Source organism: Azospirillum terrae, assembly GCF_053470425.1.
Map to the genome: position 1 here is coordinate 335,005 of NZ_JBPXMR010000005.1, position 20,922 is coordinate 355,926.

Genomic DNA, 20,922 nt, shown 5'->3' on the forward strand with positions numbered 1-20,922 from the left:
GCCAGCGTGCGATCATCAGTCGTTCTCCTCCGGGGCATTCTGCCCGTCTTCCCCTTGCCCCACCTCCTGGGAGGGAACCGGTTTCGCCCGGTCCTTGCGCGGAGCGGGGCTCGGCGGGGCCGCGCCGGCTTCCCCGACCACTTCGATCTGTTCGGGGTGCGTCGCCTCGATCAGCGGGCCGTTGCGCTGGGTGATCCACCCCCGCACGCGAACGACCTTGCCTTCCAGCGCCAGCGGCTTCACCCCGGCGCCGGCGAACAGCTTCTGCGCGTCGCGGCCGATGTGGACGGAGAAGTCCGTGCGCCAGTCCTCGCCGAAGTTCAGGAACATCTGCGCCTTCACCTTGGACGCCTTCAGCACCCGCCCCTCGACCACCTGGATGCTGTCGCGGTCGCGTTTCAGCTGCTCCAGATCGTCGGCAGCCCGCACCGCGTAGACCCGCGTGCGCCAGACGCCGCGCCTGGCGGCGCGGGACTCCGCCTCGGCGGCCAGCATCTCCGGCGCCAAGTCGCGGGCGTCGGGCCGGGTCAGCACGCGGGCATGGCCTCGGCGCAGCAGTTCGCCCTGGAGCCACAGCCCATCCTCGCGCACCGCCTGCGCCAGCAGCCGGCCGTACCGGTCCTCGCCCCCCGCACCGCGCAGCTCGACCGTGCGGCCGAGCGCCAATTCCTTCAGCGCCGCGGTGGCGGCTTCGGCCAGCGGCCAGCGCCGCTCCCCCGCGCGCCCCGCAGGCGGCTTGGCCGCCTCGATGCCGGCCAGCCGGACGCGCCGGCCATCGTCCAGATCCAGCGTGTCACCGTCCACCACCGCCGCCACGCGCCCGCGCGCACCCGCCGCCAGCCGGTCGGTCGGCGAGGCGGCGGTCAGCAGAAACAGCGCTGCCAGCAACAAGGAGAGGCGGCCAAGCATGGGCGGAACATTCCGCGGCGCCCCGCGGTTCACCGTCATTGGAGTGTCTCCATTCAGGGTATGCCGCCCATGCCGTCCCGCCGCAATCGAATCCGTGGGCCAATCCTCGGCCTCCTGGCCGCGCTCTTGCTTTTCATCGGAACCGGCCCGGCCCCCGCGCAATCGCGCGAGGACGCGCTGGGCGCCCAGGAGCTGCCCAAGCTCATCGCTCAGTACGGCGGCGAGTACCGCGACCCCAAGGTGCAGGCGTTCATCCAGTCCGTCGGCCGCCGCCTCGCCTCGGTGACGCGGGAGAAGGTGCAGTGGACCTACACGGTGCTGGACAGCGACGTGGTCAACGCCTTCGCGCTGCCGGGCGGCTATGTGAACGTGACGCGCGGCCTGCTGGCGCTCGCCAAGGACGAGGCGGAGGTGGCCGGCGTGATGGCGCACGAGATGGGGCACGTGATCCGCCACCATTCCTCGTCGCGGATGAACCGCTCGACCATCGCCGAGCTGCTGGCGGCCGGCGTCGGCGCCGTGCTCGGCAGCCCGGAGATCGCGCAGGTGCTGGGCCTCGGCTCCAACCTCTACATCGCCAGCTACTCGCGCGGGCAGGAGACCGAGGCCGACGAGGTCGGCGTCGAGCTGCTCCAGGCCGCTGGCTACGACCCGTTCGCCATGGCGACCTTTCTGGAGACGATGAACCGCTACAGCCAGTACGAGTCGCTGAAAAGCGGCAAGAAGCACAGCGAGGGCTTCGACATGCTGGCCAGCCACCCGCAGACCGAGGACCGCGTCCAGCACGCCGCCGATCTCGCCCGCCGGATGCCGCGCGGCGGCGCCCGGCCGGTCGAGCCGTACATGGCCGCGATGAACGGCGCCATCTGGGGCGACAGCCCGGAGAACGGCTTCGTGCGCGGCAACAGCTTCGTGCACCCGAAGCTCGGCATCGGCTTCAGCGTGCCGGAGGGCTTCAGCCTGCTGAACGGCGCCGATCAGGTGGCGGCCAAGGGGCCGGGCGGGGCGATCATGGTGTTCGACGGCGGGGCGGCGCCGGGTGTGCGCGATCCGGCCGACTTCCTGGCCCAGGCGCTCCAGGGCGCCCGGACGCAGGGGGTGCAGCGCCTGAACATCAACGGCCTGCCCGCCGCCACCGCCACCGCTCAGGCGGAGACCGAGCAGGGTCAGGTGGACGCGCGGCTGGTGGCGGTGTCCGGCGGCGGCGAGACCATCTACCGCTTCACCTTCCTGGCGCCGCCCGGCACCTTGCGCCGCTACGACCCGGCGTTCGAGCAGACGACCATGAGCTTCCACCGCCTGTCGCAGCGCGAGGCGGCCAGCTACCGGCCGGAGCGCGTCCGCACGCTGCCGGTGCGCCCCGGCGACAGCGTCGAGCAGTTCGTCGCCCGCATGGCCAACGAGCCGCACGCCGAGGAGCTGTTCCGCATCATCAACGACATCCCGCCGGGCACACCGGTGCAGGCGCGGCCGGTGGTCAAGGTGATCGGGGACTGATCCCTCTCCCCAGCGGGGAGAGGGCTTCTGCGCCGTTGCCCCCCGTCGATTGCGCGGATACCTTCCCCGCCATCATGGCCGACCCCGCCCCACCCCCGCCGGCACCCAGCCCCCGGACGCGCCGTTTCCGCCTGCCCATCGCGGCGGTGCTGGTGGCCGGCTTCGGCTCGCTGATGCTGGCGGCGGTGGCGAGCGTGCTGATCCTCGGGCTGGTCAGCGCCGGGCGGAACACCTTCGCGCTGCTCAGCGACAAGGCCGACCTCGCGCTTGCCGGCGTCGAGGTGCGGGTGCGCCACCAGCTCGACCCCGCCGCCGACATGGCAAAGTTCGTCGCCAAGCTGATCGAGCGCAACGAGCTGAACCCCGCCGACACCCGCCGCCTCGAAGACACGTTGCGCGGTGCGCTCGGCAGCGCGCCGGACGTGACCGGCGTGGCCTTCATCGCCCCCGACCTGACCGGCGTGCGGGTGGGCCGGCTGGACGGCCTTTTGAAGGTGCACGACCTCGACCTGCGCGGCGCCACCGACGTCCCGGCCGAGGTGTTCAACGGCGCCGACCGCAGCACGCCGCAGTGGGCCGAGCCCCTGTGGTCGAAGGAGGCGCGCACCAGCTTCGTCTCGCTGTTCCACCCCGTGCGCCGGGACGGCAAGTACGTCGGGCAGGTGGCGGTCGGCGTGTCGCTGGGCGATCTGTCGCGCTTCCTGTCGAACCTCTACGTCGAGCAGGGCGTCAACGCCTTCGTCCTCTACGACGACGACCACGTGCTGGCGCACCCGTCGCTGGCGGTTCTGAAGTTCGACTTCTCCAGCGATGCCGGCGGCCCGCCGCTGCCGCGCGTCGATCAGGTGCAGGACCCGGCGCTGTCGGCGCTGCGCACCCGCGGCCAGCCCGCCGAGAGCCTGAAGAAGCGCACCGAGGCCCGCATGGTGCGCGTCGGCGGCGAGGACATGCTGTTCCTCATGCGCAAGATGACCGGCTACGGCCGGCAGGAGTGGACCGTCGGCATCACCGTCCCCGCCGCGCAGATGGGGACGGAGGTGACGCGCCTGTACACCACCGGCTTCGCCGGTCTGGGCATCCTTCTGGTGTCGGTGGCCGTGGCGCTGCTGGTCGGCCGGCGCATCAGCCGGCAGGTCGCCCGGCTAGCCGAGGCCGCCGACCGCGTCCGCTCCTTCGATTTCCGCGACATCGGGGACCTGCCCGACTCGCGCCTTCAGGAGCTGAGCCGCGCGTCGAGTGCCTTCAACGCCATGGTCGCCGGCCTGCAATGGTTCGAGACCTACGTGCCCAAGGCGCTGGTGCTGCGCCTCATGCACCGCCGCGGCATGACCGCCGCCGGGCTGAATTCCGAGGAGCGCGCGGTGACGGTGATGTTCACCGACATCCGCGGCTTCTCCCGCCTTGCCGAGCATCTAGGGGCGGCTGAGACGGCGGCGCTGCTGAACGACCACTTCACCAGGGTCGCCGCCTGCATCGAGGCCGAGGGCGGCACGGTGGACAAGTTCATCGGCGACGCCATCATGGCGTTCTGGGGCGCCCCGGACGAGCAGGCCGACCACGCCGCCTGCGCGTTGCGCGCCGCGCACGCCATCGCCCGGACCATCCACGCCGACAACGCCGAGCGCGCCGAGCGCGGTCTGGCGCCGATCCGCGTGCGCGTCGGCCTGCATTCCGGCCCGGTGGTGGTGGGCAACATCGGCTCGGCCAACCGCATCAACTACACCATCGTCGGCGACACGGTGAACGTGGCGGCGCGCATCGAGGAACTGGCGTCCAGCCTGCAAGGCGACGCCGAGGTGACCGTGCTGGCCAGCGCCGCCACGGCGCAGGCCGGCGACGACGCAGCCCCCCTGGAGAGCGTCGGCGCTTACCCGCTGCGCGGCCGCAGCGGCGCCACGGAGATCTGGCGGCTGGCGCTGCCGGTGGAGGAGTCCGCGCTGGGGTAACCTCTGTTGGGTATGGCGCGCCGAACGCGCGGCCCTAGATCACCAACCTTGGAGACGTTCATCCCCGAGGACCGCCATGCACCGTCCCCTGCCCACCCTGCTCGCCCTCATCGCTCTGGTGCTGCTGGGCGCGTGCAGCAACAGCTTCGAGGTGATGAGGCCGCAGCCGGTCACGGCGTTGACGCCGCTGGAGTTGCAGGGGCGCGAGGTGTTGTCCTCCACCGGCCGCGAGATCGGCCAGATCGACGACGTGATCGTGGGCATGGATGGGCGGCCGGAACAGGTCATCGTCGGCATCGGCGCACCGATGACCATGACCCCCCGGCACGTGGCGGTGGGCGTGAACGAAGGGCGCTTCTCGGCGCCGCAGAACGCCGTCGTTCTGAACGGCGACCTGTCGCCCGAACAGGTCGCCAGCCGCCCGGACGCCGGCTACGAGGAGGGCGCGGTGGCATTGGGGAGCCGCACGGTGGGGACCGAGCCGACGAACTGGTACCGCGCGACGGACCCGGCCGGGCGGTAATAAAAACCCTCTCCCCTCTGGGGAGAGGGAGGGATCCGCGAAGCGGGAGGGTGAGGGGGGCCCGCATTGCGGACATTCCACGTCCCCCGCGCCCCCCCTCACCCGGCCCTCCGGGCCACCCTCTCCCCAGGGGGGGAGAGGGTTAATCAAGCCTCGACCAACAAATCCTCATAGCCTTCCACGCGCTTCAGCATCGACTGGCGCAGCTTCAGCAGCGCCCGGTGCTCCAGTTGCCGCACGCGCTCCTTGCTGACGCCCAGCTCACGCCCCAGTTCCTCCAGGGTCGCCCCCTCCTCGCGCAGGCGGCGTTCCTGGATGATCGTCCGCTCGCGCGGGGACAGCTCGCCCAGCGCCTCGGCCAGCCAGTCCGAGCGTGTGCGCGAGTCGCGCATGCCGATGACCACCTCTTCCGGGCTCGGCCGCTGGTCGGCCAGGAAGTCCTGCCAGTCGTCATCGGAACCATCGGCCACCGGCGCGTTCAGCGACTGGTCGCTGGCCGACAGGCGCATCTCCATGGACTCCACTTCGGTCACGTCGACCTGGAGTTCGTTGGCGATCCACTCGCGGCCCTCGCGGGTCAGGCCGCTGCCGGCGCTGGCGTTCTCGATGCGGGCGCGCAGCCGGCGCAGGTTGAAGAACAGCGACTTCTGCGCAGCGGTCGTGCCGGTGCGCACGATCGACCAGTTGCGCAGGATGTAGTCCTGCATGGCCGAGCGGATCCACCACGCGGCGTACGTGGAAAACCGCACCTCGCGATCCGGCTCGAAGCGGCTGGCCGCCTGCATCAGGCCGACGTTGCCTTCCTGCACCAGATCGCCCATGGGCAGACCGTAGTTGCGGAAGCGGGCGGCGGTAGCGACCACCAGCCGGGTGTAGGCACGGACCAGCTCGTGCAGCGCCCGTTCGTTGCCCTGCTCGCGCCAGCGGCGGGCGAGGTCGAACTCGTGGTCGCGCGTGAGCAGCGGCTCACGCATCGAGGCCTTGATGAAACTGAGGTTGGCCTTTTGAGTCTCCGGATCGTCGATGTACGCCATCCCGTATCCCTTCCCTCCGTCTCGGCGGCTCCCTCTTTGGGGAATTGATGTCGTTGCCGCTCCGTTTTCAGGGGCCCGACGCCTTGGACAACAGCCGGGTACCCGCCCTGTTACGTTATGTATACGAAGAGAACGGGCGGGTCGGATCACAGGTGCGTGACGAAAAAGGAGGACGACCGCCTGCGCCCGGCGCTCAGCCGGTCGGAGAGGTGGAATTGGGATGTCCGACCAACAAGCTAGGCCATTTCATTGCTCGGGCAAGCCGCCCGACATGGCAGCCCTGCGGCCCACGAATGAGTAGACGGGATCAGGCCTGGAACATCTCCAGCGTCTCGCCGGTGCCGGAGAACACGCCGCACACCAGCGGCCCGCCGGATCCACAGCCGGCGTCCAGAGTCGCGGTGAAGTCCGTCACCTGCACGCCTTGGCGCGCCGGGTCGAAGCCGCGCACCACTCGGTTGAAACCGCCATAGGGCCGGTCCAGCCGGGCGAATCCGCCACCCGCCCACCAGAAGCTGTCGCCCTGCGCGCCGAACCGCCGCGACGGATCGACGCCGGCGTTGACGAACAGCACGCCGCCCGGCTCCGGCGCGTCCGGGGTGCCGGTGTAGGCGGCGCGGCGCACCACGTGGAACAGCGTCTCATGCCCCGGCCGCGCCTGCATGGCCGCCCGCAGCGCCGCGGTCCAGCGGCCGAGCGCCACCGCCCCGCCGCGCGCCGCGGCGATGCCTTGCTCGGGCGAGCCGCCATAGGCCGCCAGCGTCGCCGCCACCCCTTGGCGCATCATCCAGTCCAGCACCTCGCGCGGGTTGGGCGCCAACTGGAGTTGCAGCAGCTTCTGCCACATCTCCTCCTGGCTGCCGCGCAGATAGATGATGTCGGTGGGGTACATGCCGGGGATGGACAGCAGCGCCCGGCGAAACGCCAGCAGCGCGTCCACCGTCTCCAGCACCGGCGCCCCCCAGCCCACGAGGTTGCCCAGATAGACGAGCCGGTCGCCGGGGCGGAAGCGGGAACCGACCGCCTCGTGGATGACGTGCAGGCGGTCGAGTTGAGCGTGCACCGATCCGATCGCCCAGATGCGGCGCGGGCGTCCCAGATCGGCGAACTTGTGCGTTTCAGCCATGGCTGCATGTAAGCAGCGCACGCCCTGCAAAGGAAGCGGCAAAGGGCCGCGGAAGCGAAAAAGGGCGGAAACGAAAAAGGGTGGCCGAAGCCACCCTCTTGTCGTTCGTGTCCCTGGAAAGCACCTGATCAGGCGGCCTTCTTCAGGACCTGCTCCAGGCGCTCGGTGGCCTTCAGCTCGTCGATCTTCTCGACGGCGGCCAGCTCGCGGGCCAGACGCTCCAGCGCGGCCTGATAGATCTGGCGCTCGCTGTAGGACTGGTCGGACTGGTCGGCGCCGCGATACAGGTCGCGCACCACCTCGGCGATCGACACCGGGTCGCCGGAGTTGATCTTCGCTTCGTATTCCTGGGCGCGGCGGCTCCACATAGTGCGGCGGATGCGCGAGCGGCCCTGCAGGGTCTCCAGAGCCACCTTGATGCGGTCCTTCGTGGACAGCCGGCGCAGGCCCGAATTCTTGGCCTTGGTGACCGGCACCTTGAGCGTCATGCGCTCTTTTTCGAAGGTGATCGCGTAAAGCTGAATCTCTTGGCCCGCTATGACGTGGGTTTCGATACCCTCGACACGACCGACGCCATGGGCCGGGTAGACAACAAAGTCACCCGCCTCGAACTCAAGCTTGTTCGACATCTTGGTTGGCTCTCACTCTCGCGACCATGCCATTTTGCCGCCCCGGTGGAACGGGGCGAAAAAGGCTCTACAGCCGCCATCTCACCGGGGGAATGGACTCCGCCACGGCTGCGATGGAGGCGTTGAGCCTCTTTGTCTTCGGGAGCACCGGCAATGGCGCGGGGGCCGGCTTCCAGGCGCGGAGTGTACCAAAGTTACGGCCGCGTTACAAAGGTTACACACCGAAAGGCAGTCGGATTCTTTCCGCCGCCCACGGATGGCTGACCCTCTGTTTTTGCACAGCAGCATAAATCGCCCGTACGGCTGTACGGGCGCGAATCGAGGATTACCCCCGGACTCAGCCGTTCCCCGAGCCGGGAGCCGGGTTGAAGAACTTCTCGAACTTGCCGTCCACGCCCTTGTTGGCGTCGGCGTCGGCCGGAGCGTCCTTCTTGCGCGTCAGGTTGGGCCACTTGCCCGCGTACTCGCGGTTCAGCTCCATCCACTTGTCGGCGGCGTTGTCGGTGTCGGGGATGATGGCCTCGGCCGGGCACTCCGGCTCGCACACGCCGCAGTCGATGCACTCATCCGGGTGGATGACGAGCATGTTCTCGCCCTCGTAGAAGCAATCCACGGGGCAGACCTCGACGCAGTCCGTGTACTTGCACTTGATGCAGGCTTCGGTAACGACGTAGGGCATGCTTGATACTCCGTGATCCCGCCTGTTCCGTCGCCGTTCGCGCGGCAGGTTCCCGAGTCGCGACACAGCGTCATTGGCGCGTTGCCTAGCACGCCGAATCCGCGCCTGCAACCCTGCCGACGCTATGGGCAAGCCTGCCCGCGTTCGCCGCGGGAGATGGGAGCCATCGGAACATTTCATTGGCGATGGTTCGCCCACCGCGCAATGCTGACCGCCAACACGGGAGGCGGATTTCATGACACGGGTGCTGGTCGGCGGACTGCTGACGCTTGTGGTGGCGATGGGCATCGGCCGCTTCGCCTACGCGCCGATCCTGCCGGCCATGCAGGCGGCGACCGGGCTGGGCGGCGACGGCGCCGGGCTGCTGGCCTCGCTCAACTACCTCGGCTATTTCCTGGGCGCGGCGGGCGCCGGCTGGGTGCCGCACGGCGCGGTGCGCACCTGGACCTTCCGTCTGGCGCTGGTGGTCAGCGTCGGCACCACCGCCGCCATGGGGCTGACCACCGACTTCGTGGCGTGGTCGGTGCTGCGCTTCTTCTCCGGCCTCGCCAGCGCCGGGCTGTTCATCCTGGGCATCGCCATGGTGCTGGATACCCTGGTGCGCGCCGGGGCCGAGTCCCGCGCCGGCTGGATGTACATGGGCGTCGGCACGGGCATCGCCGGCTCCGGCCTGTTCGTGGCGCTGTTCGGCGGCCGGCTGGGCTGGGACGGCGACTGGCTGGCGCTGGGCGCGCTGTGCGTCGCGTTGGCGGTGCCGGTCTGGCTGTGGGTCAGCGACCACGCCCCGCAGCACGCCGCCAAGGCCACCGCCGCGGCCGGCGGGCTGTCGGCGCCGCTGCTGCTGCTCACCGCCGCGTATTTCCTGGAGGGCGCGGGCTATATCATCACCGGCACCTTCCTGGTCGCCCTGCTGAAGCGCGCGCCGGACACCGCCGCCATCGGCGAGGCGGCGTGGATGGTCGCCGGCCTGGCCGCCATCCCCTCGGCCCTGCTGTGGTCGGCGGTGGGCCGCCGGCTTGGCGGCTGGCGGGCGCTGATCCTCGCCCACGCCGTGCAGGCGGTCGGCATCGTGCTGCCGCTGGCCGGCTTGGGGGCGGTGGGCGGCTTCGCCTCGGCGGCGCTGTTCGGCGGCACCTTCGTCGGCATCGTCACGCTGGCCTTCACGTTGGGCCGGCAACTGTCGAGCGGCGCCTCGGCCAAGGTGGTGGGAGCGCTCACCGCCGCCTATGGCCTGGGCCAGATCCTCGGCCCGCTGCCGGCCGGCATCGCCGTCGAACGCACCGGCAGCTTCGCCGCCGCGCTGATCGGCGCCGCGGGCGTGGTGGCGCTGGGCGCGGTGTGTCTGGCGCTCGGCGCCGCGCTGGCCCGCACCGCCGCCGGAGAGCCCAACCGCCAAACCCAAAGGTCGCAAACATAAAGATATCTTTATGCTTGCATGCGGCCGGGGCGGCTGGTAGAGGATCGGTCATAAGGGAGGGTGCAGTGCCTCCCTATCCCGATTTTTGCCAGGAGACTTAGCGATGGCCGCCAGCTTCACGGACTACAAGGTCAAGGACATCGGCCTCGCCGAGTGGGGCCGCAAGGAGATCACGATCGCCGAGACCGAGATGCCCGGTCTGATGGCGCTGCGCAGCGAGTACGGCGACACCAAGCCGCTCAAGGGTGCGCGCATCGTCGGCTGCCTGCACATGACGATCCAGACCGCCGTGCTGATCGAGACGCTGACCGCGCTGGGCGCCACCGTGCGCTGGTCCTCGTGCAACATCTTCTCGACCCAGGACCACGCCGCCGCCGCCATCGCCGCCGCCGGCATCCCGGTCTTCGCCTGGAAGGGCGAGACGGAGGAGGAGTTCTGGTGGTGCATCGAGCAGACCCTGCGTGGCCCGGACGGTTGGACTCCCAACCTGATCCTCGACGACGGCGGCGACGTCACGCAGATCATGCACGACAAGTACCCGGCGATGCTGGACGACGTGCGCGGCCTGTCGGAGGAGACGACGACCGGCGTGCACCGTCTGTATGAGATGGTGAAGGCCGGCACGCTGAAGGTGCCCGCCATCAACGTCAACGACAGCGTCACCAAGTCGAAGTTCGACAACCTCTACGGCTGCCGCGAGTCGCTGGTGGACGGCATCAAGCGCGCCACCGACGTGATGGTGGCCGGCAAGGTCGCGGTCGTGGCCGGCTACGGCGACGTGGGCAAGGGCTCGGCCGCCAGCCTGCGCAGCCAGGGTGCGCGCGTGATGGTGACGGAGATCGACCCGATCAACGCGCTCCAAGCCGCCATGGAAGGCTATCAGGTCATCACCATGGACGAGGCGGCGCCGCTGGGCGACATCTTCGTCACGGCGACCGGCAACGTGGACGTGATCACGCTGGACCACATGCGCGCCATGAAGGACCGCGCCATCGTCTGCAACATCGGCCACTTCGACAGCGAGATCCAGATCGACTCGCTGAAGAATCTGGTGTGGGACGAGGTGAAGCCGCAGGTCGACGAGGTGGTGTTCCCTGACGGCAAGCGCCTGATCGTGCTGGCCAAGGGCCGTCTGGTGAACCTGGGCTGCGCCACCGGCCACCCGAGCTTCGTGATGAGCGCGTCCTTCACCAACCAGGTGCTGGCGCAGATCGAGCTGTGGACCAACACCGCGGCCTACGAGCGCAAGGTCTACGTGCTGCCGAAGCACCTGGATGAGAAGGTAGCCCGTCTGCACCTCGAGAAGATCGGCGCCAAGCTGACCACGCTGACCGAGAAGCAGGCCGCCTACATCAGCGTCAACGCCGCCGGCCCGTACAAGCCGGACCACTACCGTTACTAAGCGGTCGCCGGTTCCCGAACGGCGAAAGCCCCTCCCGCAAGGGAGGGGCTTTTGTTTTGCCCGAAGCCCTTCTTGTTCACCGTCAAGCCCGGGCATGACGGTGAATGTTACGCGGCCACCTCCCCCACCCGCGTCGCCGGAAACACCAGCCGCACCGTCGTCCCCACTCCCGGCGCGCTCTCGATGTCGAACCGCCCGCCGTGCAGCTCGATGAGCGCCCGCGTCAGCGGCAACCCAAGCCCCGAGCCGCGCTCGGCCGACACCGCGCGCTCGTGCACCTGCCCGAAGGCGTCCAGCGCGCGGGGCAGTTGCTCCGCCGACATGCCGATGCCGGTGTCGGCGACGCTCAGCACCACGGCGCCGTCGTCCAGCCGCCCGGCGCGCACCGTCACCCGGCCGCCCTCTTTCGAGAACTTCACCGCGTTGCCCACCAGATTGGTCAGCATCTGGCGGATCAGCGACAGATCGCCGGCAACCGGCGGCACATCCTCCGGCACCTCGCCGACCAGCGCCACGCCGCGCTTGTCAGCCGGCGCCTGCATCATGGCGAAGGTCATGTCGGTCAGCAGGCCCAGGTCGCAGGACTCCTCGCGCAGCTCCATGCCCCCGGCCTCGACCTTGGCGAGGTCGAGCAGGCGGCTGATCATGTCCAGCATGTATTCGCCCGCCGAGGCGATCTGCCGCGCGTGGTCGCCGTAGCGCGGGTTGCCCAGCGGCCCCATCAACTGATCGGCGATGAGCTGCGCGAACCCCATCACCGCGTTGAGCGGCGTGCGCAGTTCGTGGCTCAGATGGTGGATGTAGTCGGACTTGCTGCGGTTGGCGAGATCCGCCGCGTCGCGGGCGGCGCGCAGTTCGGCCTCGTGCAGCTTAAGGTCGGTGACGTCGGTGCGCAGGCCGACCGTGCCGCCGTCGCGCGTGCGCCGCTCCTCCACCCGCAGCCAGCGGCCGTCCGCCAACTGCTGCTGGAACGGCCCGGCGGGCGCGTGATGGCGGGCGATGCGCTCGCGCAGCCAGTCCTCCAGTTCGGCGGGAGGCACCGCGTACTGGCCGCGCAGCGCGCCCTCGCGCAGGATCGTCTCGAAGGTGGCGCCCGGCCGGATCACGTCCGCGCTCAGCGCGTACAGCTCGCGGTACTTGGCGTTGCACAGCACCAGCCGGTCGTCGGCATCGTACAGCACGAAGCCGTCGGAGATGCTCTCGATGGCGTCCACCAGCAACTCGTGCGCGTGGCGCGCCTGCCGTTCGGCCCGCGCGCGTTCGGTAACGTTGCGCACGCTGCACAGGATGCGCTCGCCGTCCGCCAGCGCCACCAGCCGCGCCACGAAGCAGCGCTCGCCACCCGAACCGCCATCGGAACCGGGCAGCACGAAGTCCACCCCGGCCACCGCCTCGCCGGTGTCCAGCCGGGCGATGGCGTCGGCGACCATCCCGCCGGCCGGGGCCGGCAGCACGTCCTGCACCCGGCTGTTGAGGAAGCGCTCCGCCGGCACGTTCAGTTCGGCCGGGCTGGCGGCGGCGAAGTCCAGGATGGTGCCGTCGCGCCGCAGCTCGAACCGCATGTCGGGATAGGCGTAGGACAGCGCCACCATCTGCTCGGTCAGCCGCAGCACCTCCTGGCGGGCCGGCGTGTCGGGCACCGCCTCGACGAGGACAAGCGGCCCACCGCCCACACCGCACGCCATCGACAGCCGGGCGTCGATGTCGAGCGCGGCGCGGCCATGGCGCAGCGTCACCCGCGCTTCGACCTGCCGCTCCGGCCCGGCCAGCGCGCCCAGCGCGTCCGGCGGCAGCGCGGCGCGCACCGCGGCCACACCGGCATCGGCCGGCAGGTCGAGCAGCGCGCGGGCGGCCCCGTTCAACCACACCGCCCGGCCGTCGGTGGCGACCAGCCCCAGGGGCGTCGCCAATCCTTCGAGCAGACCGAGCCCGTCGAGGCCGGCGTCTTCGAGCTGGAGAAGGTTCATCGGCGCGCGTGCTGGTTAAGGAACGGGCATCCTAGATACCACATCGCCGACACCCCTGGAATGTGGGCGCGACCGCATGCGGCCCGCAGGGTACGGCCGAGGGTGCGACCTATTGTCCACCGCAGCGCATCAAGCAATATCCGGCTCATCCCAATAATGGCAGGCGACGCGGTGGCCGGGGCGGACGGTCTCCAGCACCGGGTCGCTGTCGGCGCAGGCGTCCCGCGCCCGCGGGCAGCGCAGCCGCAGCACGCAGCCGCCGGGCGGGCGCAGGGCCGAGGCCGGCTCGCCGTGCAGCTCCGGCTTGCCCCCCGCCGCGGCGGTGAGCAGGGCCTGCGTGTAGGGGTGGCGCGCGTCGGCGGCCAGGGTGGCGGGGTCCGCCTCCTCGACGATTCGGCCGGACAGCAGCACCAGCACCCGATGCGCCATGCGAAAGGCGAGCGCCGCATCCTCGGTGGCGATCACCAGCGTCGTGCGGTGCTGGGCTTGCAGATGCAGCAGATGCTCGACCAGCGGTTCGCGGTCCGCCGCGTCGAGGGTCGCGGTGGGCTCGTCGCAGACCAGCAGACCGGGGTGCGACACCAGCGCCCGCGCCAGCCCGGCCCGCGCCGCCTCACCGGCGGTCAGCCCGGCCGGGTACAGGTCGGCCACCGACAGCGGCAGCCCGGCGCGCGACAGCGCGTCGGCGACGCGCAGCGGACGCATCGCCGACTCCTCTTCTGGAATCAGCGCGGCAGCCGCCTCGGCGATGTGGCCGCCGACGCTGAGTTGCGGGTCGAGTGCGGCGCGCGGGTCGGGGAACAGCGCCTGCACATCGCGGCGCTCGTGCCGCATGGCCGGCTCGTCGAGCGCCAGCAGGTCGCGCCCGTGCCACGCCACGCGTCCGCCCGCCGCCGGGATCAGCCGCACGATGGCGCGGGCGATCATCGCCTTGCCGCTGCCGGTCTCGCCCAGCAGCGCCGCCGTTTCGCCCTCCGCCAGTTCGAAGCCGACGCCCTCCACCGCGTTCAGCCAGCGCGTGCCGCCGCGCCAGTTCCGCCCCAGCGGAAAGGCGACGCGCAGGTCGCGCACCGACAGCACCGGCGCCCCGCCCTCCGAAGGTTCCGCGCCCGGCACGTCCACCGTTTCCCGCGGCGCGCCGAGACGCCCATGCTCCACATGCAGCACGCGATCGGCCGGTCCCACCGCGCTGCGCCCGGCCAGCACCAGCCCGGCCCCGCGCTCGCGCGCCCACTCGGCCAGCAGCCACAGCAGCCGCGCCCGCACCGTGGGGTCGAGCCCGGCGGCCGGCGCGTCCGCCAGCAGCACCCGCGGATCGCCGGCCAGCGCCAGCGCCAGCGCGGCGCGCACGCGCATCCCCTCGGACAGCTGGTGCGGGTACAGGCCGAGGCGCCGCGCCGCCTGCGGCACTTCCATACGCTCCAGCGCCGTCACGGCCCGCGCGGGAGCGTCGCGGCCCAGCACCTCGGCGAACTGGGCGCCCAGCGTGCGGTGCGGGGTGAGCGCGGCGTCCTGCGGCACCAGCGCCACCCGTTCCGGCCGCGCAACCACCCCATCGGCGACATAGCCCGGCGGCAGCAGGCCGGCGGCGCCGCGCAGCAGCAGGCTCTTGCCGGCGCCCGCCGGCCCGGTGATCGCCAGCACCGCGCCGGGCTCCACCGTGAAGTCGGCGTTCAGCACGATGACCGTGCCGCCGCAGCGCACGGTCAACCCGTCGGCGCGGAGCCGCGGCGCGGTCATGGCGCGTCCGTCCGAAACGCCGCGACGATGCCGCCGCCGATGGCGTGCAGCGCCGCCAGCGTCGCCGCCAGCAGGATGGCCGGCGGCAGCAGCGTCGCCCACCCCGTCGCCGCCCCGATCAGCGCCCCCCAGGTGCCGGCTCCGCCCAACCCCAGGAACGCCCCCAGGCTCAGCACCGCCACCGCGCGCGGCAGCGCCGGCCACAACGCGGCGAGCAGCGGCCCCAGCGCGTTGGGCAGCGTGTGGCGCCGGAAAATCTCCCGCCGCCCCAGCCCCGCGGCCTGCGCCGCGGCCAGGAAAGCGTGCCGGGAGGCCGCCTGCGCCACCCCATGAACGGCCAGCGCCGCGCCGGGAACCAGCGCCGCGGCGACCGACAGGTCGAACAGCAGCGGGTCGCCGCCGCTCATCCCCGCCACCAGCACCGGCAGCAGCGCCAGCGGCAACGCCGCCAGCCAGCCCGCCAGCCGCACCAGCCCGCGCCCGACCGGCCCGCCCAACGCGGCGGCCAGCCACCCCCACACCACCCCGGCCAGCACCCCGGCCAGCGCCGCGGCGACGGCGAAGGCCAGCGTGGTGTGCCCGGCTTGCAGCGCCCGCACGATGGGCTCGTCCCCGAGGGTGCTGCGCAGTTGCGGCGCCAGCGCATCGCCCAGCACCACCGCCATCACCAGCGCCAAACCCTGCGTCGCCGCGCGATGGTTGGCGAAGCGGTGGCGGGCGACGCGCCAGGGCGATTCCGTTGCCACATCGAAACGAGTGTCCTGCATGCGTCAGCCCACCCGCGTGCGCGGATCGAAGCCGCCGCGCACCACCGCACCACCGGCGCGCAGCAGCAGGGCCAGCCCGCCCAGCAGCGCCGCCGCCGCCGCGGTCCCGCCGGCATCCCCGGCGCGCGCCGCCTCCACCAGCATCCGCCCGGTGCCCGGCAGGCCGAACAGCGTCTCCGCCGCCGCGGCCCCGGCAATCGTCCCGGCGGCCAGCGATCCCAGCGCGCCGGCCAGGGGCGTCAACGCCGCCGGCAGCGCGTGGCGCAGGAAAACACGCCGCGCCGGCACGCCGCGCCCGCGCGCGGTCAACACGAACCCCTGCGCCGCCACGGCCCCGGCGCCCCCGCATCCCAAACGCGTCGCCTCGGCCAGCACCGGCAGCGCCAACGCCAGCGCGGCAACGGCCGGCGATGCGGGCGAGTCGGCGCCCAGCACGGCGAACGCCAGCGCCGCCGCCAGGAATCCCGGCAATGCCGCGCCGATCCCCGCCAGCCACGCCCCGACCCGCCCGGCCGCCGAGCCCGGCCGATACCCGGCGATCAGCCCCAGCGGCGCGCCGACCACCAGCCCGGCGGCCAGCGCGCCACCGACCAGCGCCAGCGTCGCCGGCAGCCCGGCCGCCGCGCGGGCCAGCGCGCCGGCGCCGTCCGGCGTGGCGAAGGCCGCCGCGGCGGCCAGCAGCAGCACCGCCGGCAGCGTGCCGGCGAAACGGCGCAGGGCGAAGCTCAGCATGGCGGGAAACCGGGGGAAAGGGGGTGAAACGGCATGACGCACGATTCGACCGTAATTGCGAAGCGCGGCGGTGGGCAATGGGAATCGCGCCGGTGCGGGAGCGGAAACCACCGCTGGCGTGTTCGTTCTCTACCGGACCGTCCCACAGCGAGCCCCCACCGCATGCCCCTCCCGTCGCCCGACACCACGCTCCCCGCCGCCGGCCACACTAGCCTCTTCGTCCCCGGCCGCACCTGCTGGCGGGTCGAGCGCGCCGGGCGGATCGGCGTCGCCATCGACGCGGAAAACTACTTCGCCGCCGCCAAGGCGGCCATGCGGCGGGCGCGGCGGTCGATCCTGCTGACCGCCTGGGACCTCGACCCGCGCGTGCGCCTCACCCCACACGAGCGGCAACCGAAACGACCCGACCGGCTCGGTCACTTTCTCAATTGGTTGGCGACGACGCGCCCGCATCTGGAGATCCGCGTGCTCAAATGGGACTACGCGGAATTGTTCGACCTCAAGCGCGGCCAGCACCCGCTGTCGATCCGCCGCCTGTTCACCCACCCCCGCCTCGACTACCGGCTGGACAGCGACCACCCCACCGGGGCCTGCCATCACCAGAAGCTGCTGATCGTCGACGACGCGTTGGCGTTCTGCGGCGGCATCGACCTGACCGCCAACCGCTGGGACACCCGCGCCCACCGCCGCGACGAACCGCACCGCCGCCAGCCGGACGGCGAGCGCTATGAACCCTTCCACGACATCATGATGGCGGTGGACGGCCACGCCGCCCGCGCGCTGGGCGACCTGTTCCGCGAGCGCTGGCGACGCGTCACCGGCCAGTCGGTGCAGCCCGTTCCGCCCGGCTACGACCCCTGGCCGGCGGAATTGCCCGTGCTGCTGCGCGACCACCCCGTGGCGGTGGCGCGCACCGACCCGGACTGGGGCGGCCGGGAGGAAGCGCGCGAGGTGGAGGCACTCTACATCGACGCCATTGCCCATGCGAAACGAACCATCTACCTGGAGAGCCAGTACTTCGCCGCGCACGCCGTGGCCGAGGCGCTGCGCCGGCGCCTGGGCGACCCGGACGGCCCGGAGATCGTGGTCATCAACCCGATCCGCACGAACAGCTGGCTGGAGAACCAGGTGATGGCCGGCGCGCGCAACCGGCTGGCCCGCCAGTTGAAGGAGTGCGACCGCTTCGGCCGCTTCCGGCTGTACGCGCCGGTGACCGACCAGGGCCACATCACCGTGCACGCCAAGGTGATGGTGATCGACGACCGGGTCCTGCGTATCGGCTCGGCCAACCTCAACAACCGCTCCATGGGCCTGGACAGCGAGTGCGACCTCGCCATCGAAGCGCTGCCCGGCGATCCGCGCGACAGGGAAGTGCGGGCCGCCATCGCCGCCGTGCGTGACGATCTGCTGTGCGAGCATCTCGGCACCACGCCGGGGGTGCTGGCGCGCGAGGTCGAACGCACCGGCTCGCTGATCGGCGCCATCGAATCCCTGCGCCAGCCCGGCGGCATGGGCCGCACGCTGGAGGTGCTGGAGACCCCCGACCCCGGCGCCATCGCCGCCTCCATAGCCGATGCCCGCGTCCTCGACCCCGAGCGGCCGGTGCCGGCCACCGAATTGGTCGGGCGCATGCTGCCGTCGCTGATCCCGCGCCACCACACGGTGCAGGCGATGCTGACCGCGGCGCTGGTGCTGGGCGGGCTGTACGCGCTGTGGAGCGTCACCGACCTGAAGGTCTGGGCGACGCTGGACTCGGTGATGGCCGGGCTGCAGGCGCTGCACGACGCGCCGCTGGGGCCGTTGCTGCTGGTGGCGCTCTATGTGCTGGCCGGGCTGGTGGTGTTCCCGGTCACCGTTCTGGTCGCCGCCACCGCCATCGTTCTGGGACCGGCGGAAGGTTTCGCAACCGGGATGATCGGGGCGCTGGCATCGGCCTGCGTGCTGTTCTGGATCGGGCGCCGGCTGGGGCGCCGGCACATCGAGCGTTTCGGCGGGCCGGCGGTGGCGCGGGCCAGCGCGGGGCTGGCGCGCAACGGAATTGTCGCTGTCACAACGATCCGTATTGTCCCGGTGGCCCCGTTCACCGTAATCAATCTGGTGGCGGGGGCGTCGCGCATCAGCTTCCGCGACTTCGTCATCGGTACGGTGGCCGGCATGGCACCGGGAATCCTGGCGTTCAGCCTGCTCGGCCACCAGCTGGAGCAAACGCTGCGGAATCCGACGGGGGCCGACGTGGCGCTGCTGGCCGGGCTGGCGGCGGTGGCGGCCGGGCTGAGCTGGGTGGCCAGCCGGGTGTTGGACCGGGTTTTGGGCAAGGCAAACTGGGGGGACAGGGAGTCGTGATCCGATTCACCGACGAGCGGGTTCGGCGCATCGCGTCGGCCCTGCGGACGGCGCGCGCGCGCCGGCATCTGCGCCCGCCCGACAGCCGGGCCAACCCGGTGCCGGAGGGCATGACGGCGCTGCGCATCGCCACCTGGAACATCCACAGCTGCGTCGGCCTCGACGCCCGCTTTGCGCCCGACCGCATCGCCGAGGTGATCCGCAGCCTGGACATCGACCTGATCGGCTTGCAGGAAGTGGGCTGGCACCACCGCGGCGAGGTCGGGCTGGACCAGTTCGACTACCTCGCCAAGGCCACCGGCCTGACGGCGCACGCCGCGCCCACCAAGCACTCGATCCGCGCGCACTACGGCAACGCCATCCTGACTCGGCTGCCGGTGCGCTCGGTCAACCCCATCGACCTCTGCGTGCGGCACCGCGAGCCGCGCGGCGGCATCGACGTGGTGGTCGAGGTGGAGGGCCGCCCGATGCGCGTCATCGCCGCCCACCTCGGCCTCGACCCGTGGGAGCGCGCCAGCCAGATCGCCCGCATCCTGGCCCTGCTGGACCAGCAGCCGGACCTGCCGTCGCTGTTCATGGGCGACCTGAACGAGTGGACCCCGACCTCGCCGCGCCTGCGCCGCTTGGCCGAGTCGTTCGAGGATTGGGTAAGCCCGCGCAGCTTCCACGCGAGGATGCCGACCCTGCGCCTGGACCGCATCTACGTACGCGGCGGACTGAAGGTCCCGGCCTTCGAGGTGATCCGCACGCCGATCACCCGGCGGGCGTCGGATCACTTGCCGGTACGGGCTGTCGTTGCGGTGCCGTAACTGCTTCTTGGGGACAACAGGGTTTACACGGATTTCACGGATTTTGGCACGGATTACACGGATTTTTTTTATGCTTGGGGCGCGTCGGGTCATCCCGAAGGCCGTTGCTACGCACGAATAAAAAAATCCGTGTAATCCGTGTTCAAATCCCCAAAATCCGTGTGAACTTAGTTGTTCCCCAGGTCAGCGCACCGGCTTCAGCTCGTGCAGCAGCCAGACCAGCAGCCCCACCACCAGCAGCGCCCCCCCTTGATGCGCCGCCGCCACGGGAATCGCCACCACGGTCAGCAGCGTCGCCACACCCAGGCCGATCTGAACGGCCACCATCCCGCCCAGCAGCCCCGCCACCCGCCCGGCGCGCCCCGGCAGCCCCGCCGTCCACACCCGCCACGCCAGCGCCAGCACCACCGCGCCGGTGGTCAGCGCCAGCACGCGGTGCAGGAACTGCACGGCGGCGGTGTTCTCGAAAGCGTTGAGCCACCAGGGCGACAGGTTCCAGACCTCCGGCGGCACCCAATGGCCGGCCATCAGCGGAAACGTGTTGTAGGCGAAACCAGCCCGGATCCCGGCCACGAACGCTCCCCAGACGATGGTGACCGCCACCAGCCCCAGCGCCCAGCGCGCGTGCCGGCGCAACGCCGTCGCCTCCGGCCGCCAGCCGGCCAGCGGCGCCGGGGCGAGGATGCCCAAACCCACCCGCAGCAGCGCGCCATAGATGAGGATCGCCGTGCCGAGGTGCAGCGCCAGCCGGTAGTGGCTGACGTGCGGCTGATCGACCAGCCCGCTCATCACCATGAACCAGCCGATGACGCCTTGCAGGCCGCCCAGCAGGAACAGCCCGAACAACCGCGGCGCCAAAGCCCGCGGCACCCGCCCCCGCGCCACGAACCACAGGAACGGCAATAGGAAGACGAAGCCGATCAACTGGCCCCACAGGCGGTGGAACCACTCCCAGAAGAAGATCTGCTTGAACCCGGCAAGGTCCATCCCGGAATTGTAGACGCGGAATTCCGGCGTCTGGCGGTACAGCTCGAACACGCGGGACCATTCCGCCTCCGAAAGGGGTGGCAGAATACCGATCAGCGGCTTCCACTCGACCATCGACAGGCCGGATTCGGTCAGCCGGGTGACGGCGCCGATCACCGCCATGGCAAAGACCATGCCGGCGCAGACCAGCAGCCAGACGGCGATGGGCCGCGTCGTCGGCGTGAACGCGGTGCGCGCAGAGGCAATGTCGGTCAGACTTGTCACGAAGCGTGGCCCCCGGTCGCGTCCATCAGCCGTGGAGATGTGGGGGCCGGTCCGCTCTGCGTCAAATGCCTCCAGACATGCCCGCCGGTTTTGCCCGCCGGTTTTGGATGTACGCGCGGACGTGGAATGTTACAAATCAACAGTGCGACCA

General features: G+C 71.2%; 17 protein-coding genes. 7 read left to right on the forward strand and 10 right to left on the reverse strand.

Annotated elements, in window-relative coordinates; all coding sequences use genetic code 11:
• Positions 1-15: 15 nt before the first annotated feature.
• A complete protein-coding gene (locus tag ACSVDD_RS16225; protein ID WP_448190408.1) occupies positions 16-909 on the reverse strand; it encodes a thermonuclease family protein in 894 nt (297 codons plus the stop codon).
• 126 nt (positions 910-1,035) lie between these two features.
• Between ACSVDD_RS16225 and ACSVDD_RS16230 the strand changes: the two genes are divergently transcribed.
• From ACSVDD_RS16230 to ACSVDD_RS16240, 3 genes are all read left to right on the forward strand, one after another.
• The gene (locus ACSVDD_RS16230) at positions 1,036-2,406 is read left to right on the forward strand and encodes a M48 family metalloprotease (RefSeq protein WP_448190409.1); all 1,371 of its coding nucleotides are present in this window, start codon (positions 1,036-1,038) and stop codon (positions 2,404-2,406) included.
• A gap of 74 nt (positions 2,407-2,480) precedes the next feature.
• Positions 2,481-4,352: an adenylate/guanylate cyclase domain-containing protein gene (locus ACSVDD_RS16235; RefSeq protein WP_448190410.1), complete on the forward strand. Its 1,872-nt coding sequence runs from the start codon at positions 2,481-2,483 to the stop codon at positions 4,350-4,352.
• A gap of 76 nt (positions 4,353-4,428) precedes the next feature.
• Positions 4,429-4,875 carry a PRC-barrel domain-containing protein gene (locus tag ACSVDD_RS16240; RefSeq protein WP_448190411.1) on the forward strand — a complete coding sequence of 149 codons (447 nt, stop codon included), beginning with the start codon at positions 4,429-4,431 and terminating at the stop codon, positions 4,873-4,875.
• A gap of 146 nt (positions 4,876-5,021) precedes the next feature.
• On the opposite strand, the gene ACSVDD_RS16245 is transcribed toward ACSVDD_RS16240, so the two are convergent.
• The 4 genes from ACSVDD_RS16245 to fdxA all read right to left on the reverse strand — a co-directional run bounded on the left by ACSVDD_RS16245 (position 5,022) and on the right by fdxA (position 8,343).
• Positions 5,022-5,909, reverse strand: coding sequence for an RNA polymerase factor sigma-32 (locus ACSVDD_RS16245; RefSeq protein ID WP_448190412.1), 888 nt, complete (start codon positions 5,907-5,909; stop codon positions 5,022-5,024).
• Positions 5,910-6,216: 307 nt separating this feature from the next.
• Positions 6,217-7,035 carry a metallophosphoesterase family protein gene (locus ACSVDD_RS16250; protein WP_448190413.1) on the reverse strand — a complete coding sequence of 273 codons (819 nt, stop codon included), beginning with the start codon at positions 7,033-7,035 and terminating at the stop codon, positions 6,217-6,219.
• 128 nt (positions 7,036-7,163) lie between these two features.
• Positions 7,164-7,664, reverse strand: coding sequence for a CarD family transcriptional regulator (locus ACSVDD_RS16255; protein WP_448190414.1), 501 nt, complete (start codon positions 7,662-7,664; stop codon positions 7,164-7,166).
• 337 nt (positions 7,665-8,001) lie between these two features.
• Positions 8,002-8,343: a ferredoxin FdxA gene (fdxA, locus tag ACSVDD_RS16260; RefSeq protein WP_448190415.1), complete on the reverse strand. Its 342-nt coding sequence runs from the start codon at positions 8,341-8,343 to the stop codon at positions 8,002-8,004.
• Positions 8,344-8,578: 235 nt separating this feature from the next.
• On the opposite strand from fdxA, the gene ACSVDD_RS16265 reads away from it, so the two are divergent.
• Both ACSVDD_RS16265 and ahcY read left to right on the forward strand, forming a co-directional pair.
• Positions 8,579-9,760 (forward strand): YbfB/YjiJ family MFS transporter, encoded by a 1,182-nt coding sequence (locus ACSVDD_RS16265; protein ID WP_448190416.1) that lies wholly within the window; start codon positions 8,579-8,581, stop codon positions 9,758-9,760.
• Between the two features lie 103 nt (positions 9,761-9,863).
• Positions 9,864-11,162 carry an adenosylhomocysteinase gene (gene ahcY, locus ACSVDD_RS16270; RefSeq protein ID WP_448190417.1) on the forward strand — a complete coding sequence of 433 codons (1,299 nt, stop codon included), beginning with the start codon at positions 9,864-9,866 and terminating at the stop codon, positions 11,160-11,162.
• 107 nt (positions 11,163-11,269) lie between these two features.
• Here ahcY and ACSVDD_RS16275 read toward each other — a convergent pair whose 3' ends face one another.
• The 4 genes from ACSVDD_RS16275 to ACSVDD_RS16290 form a co-directional block, all read right to left on the reverse strand.
• Positions 11,270-13,129, reverse strand: a complete 1,860-nt coding sequence (locus ACSVDD_RS16275) for a PAS domain-containing sensor histidine kinase (protein WP_448190418.1) — start codon at positions 13,127-13,129, stop codon at positions 11,270-11,272.
• 129 nt (positions 13,130-13,258) lie between these two features.
• On the reverse strand, positions 13,259-14,869 hold the full coding sequence (locus ACSVDD_RS16280; protein WP_448190419.1) for an ABC transporter ATP-binding protein: 1,611 nt from the start codon (positions 14,867-14,869) through the stop codon (positions 13,259-13,261).
• Positions 14,866-15,636 carry an ABC transporter permease subunit gene (locus ACSVDD_RS16285; protein ID WP_448190420.1) on the reverse strand — a complete coding sequence of 257 codons (771 nt, stop codon included), beginning with the start codon at positions 15,634-15,636 and terminating at the stop codon, positions 14,866-14,868. Before ACSVDD_RS16285 ends, ACSVDD_RS16280 begins: the two co-directional genes overlap by 4 nt.
• Before the next feature lie 3 nt (positions 15,637-15,639).
• Positions 15,640-16,368: an ABC transporter permease subunit gene (locus tag ACSVDD_RS16290; protein ID WP_448190421.1), complete on the reverse strand. Its 729-nt coding sequence runs from the start codon at positions 16,366-16,368 to the stop codon at positions 15,640-15,642.
• A gap of 162 nt (positions 16,369-16,530) precedes the next feature.
• Between ACSVDD_RS16290 and ACSVDD_RS16295 the strand changes: the two genes are divergently transcribed.
• Together ACSVDD_RS16295 and ACSVDD_RS16300 are read left to right on the forward strand one after the other, a co-directional pair.
• Positions 16,531-18,711 (forward strand): VTT domain-containing protein, encoded by a 2,181-nt coding sequence (locus ACSVDD_RS16295; RefSeq protein ID WP_448190422.1) that lies wholly within the window; start codon positions 16,531-16,533, stop codon positions 18,709-18,711.
• Entirely contained in the window at positions 18,708-19,520 is an 813-nt protein-coding gene (locus tag ACSVDD_RS16300; RefSeq protein WP_448190423.1) for an endonuclease/exonuclease/phosphatase family protein, read from the forward strand. Before ACSVDD_RS16295 ends, ACSVDD_RS16300 begins: the two co-directional genes overlap by 4 nt.
• 183 nt (positions 19,521-19,703) lie before the next feature.
• Here ACSVDD_RS16300 and ACSVDD_RS16305 read toward each other — a convergent pair whose 3' ends face one another.
• Positions 19,704-20,771, reverse strand: a complete 1,068-nt coding sequence (locus ACSVDD_RS16305; protein ID WP_448190424.1) for a COX15/CtaA family protein — start codon at positions 20,769-20,771, stop codon at positions 19,704-19,706.
• Positions 20,772-20,922 lie beyond the last annotated feature (151 nt).

Bases quoted from the DNA above. Each gene is read 5' to 3' on its own strand.
- ACSVDD_RS16225 (WP_448190408.1), bottom strand. From the start codon at position 909: ATGCTTGGCCGCCTCTCCTTGTTGCTGGCAGCGCTGTTTCTGCTGACC.
- ACSVDD_RS16235 (WP_448190410.1), top strand. From the start codon at position 2,481: ATGGCCGACCCCGCCCCACCCCCGCCGGCACCCAGCCCCCGGACGCGC.
- ACSVDD_RS16240 (WP_448190411.1), top strand. From the start codon at position 4,429: ATGCACCGTCCCCTGCCCACCCTGCTCGCCCTCATCGCTCTGGTGCTG.
- ACSVDD_RS16245 (WP_448190412.1), bottom strand. From the start codon at position 5,909: ATGGCGTACATCGACGATCCGGAGACTCAAAAGGCCAACCTCAGTTTC.
- ACSVDD_RS16250 (WP_448190413.1), bottom strand. From the start codon at position 7,035: ATGGCTGAAACGCACAAGTTCGCCGATCTGGGACGCCCGCGCCGCATC.
- ACSVDD_RS16255 (WP_448190414.1), bottom strand. From the start codon at position 7,664: ATGTCGAACAAGCTTGAGTTCGAGGCGGGTGACTTTGTTGTCTACCCG.
- fdxA (WP_448190415.1), bottom strand. From the start codon at position 8,343: ATGCCCTACGTCGTTACCGAAGCCTGCATCAAGTGCAAGTACACGGAC.
- ACSVDD_RS16265 (WP_448190416.1), top strand. From the start codon at position 8,579: ATGACACGGGTGCTGGTCGGCGGACTGCTGACGCTTGTGGTGGCGATG.
- ahcY (WP_448190417.1), top strand. From the start codon at position 9,864: ATGGCCGCCAGCTTCACGGACTACAAGGTCAAGGACATCGGCCTCGCC.
- ACSVDD_RS16275 (WP_448190418.1), bottom strand. From the start codon at position 13,129: ATGAACCTTCTCCAGCTCGAAGACGCCGGCCTCGACGGGCTCGGTCTG.
- ACSVDD_RS16280 (WP_448190419.1), bottom strand. From the start codon at position 14,869: ATGACCGCGCCGCGGCTCCGCGCCGACGGGTTGACCGTGCGCTGCGGC.
- ACSVDD_RS16285 (WP_448190420.1), bottom strand. From the start codon at position 15,636: ATGCAGGACACTCGTTTCGATGTGGCAACGGAATCGCCCTGGCGCGTC.
- ACSVDD_RS16290 (WP_448190421.1), bottom strand. From the start codon at position 16,368: ATGCTGAGCTTCGCCCTGCGCCGTTTCGCCGGCACGCTGCCGGCGGTG.
- ACSVDD_RS16295 (WP_448190422.1), top strand. From the start codon at position 16,531: ATGCCCCTCCCGTCGCCCGACACCACGCTCCCCGCCGCCGGCCACACT.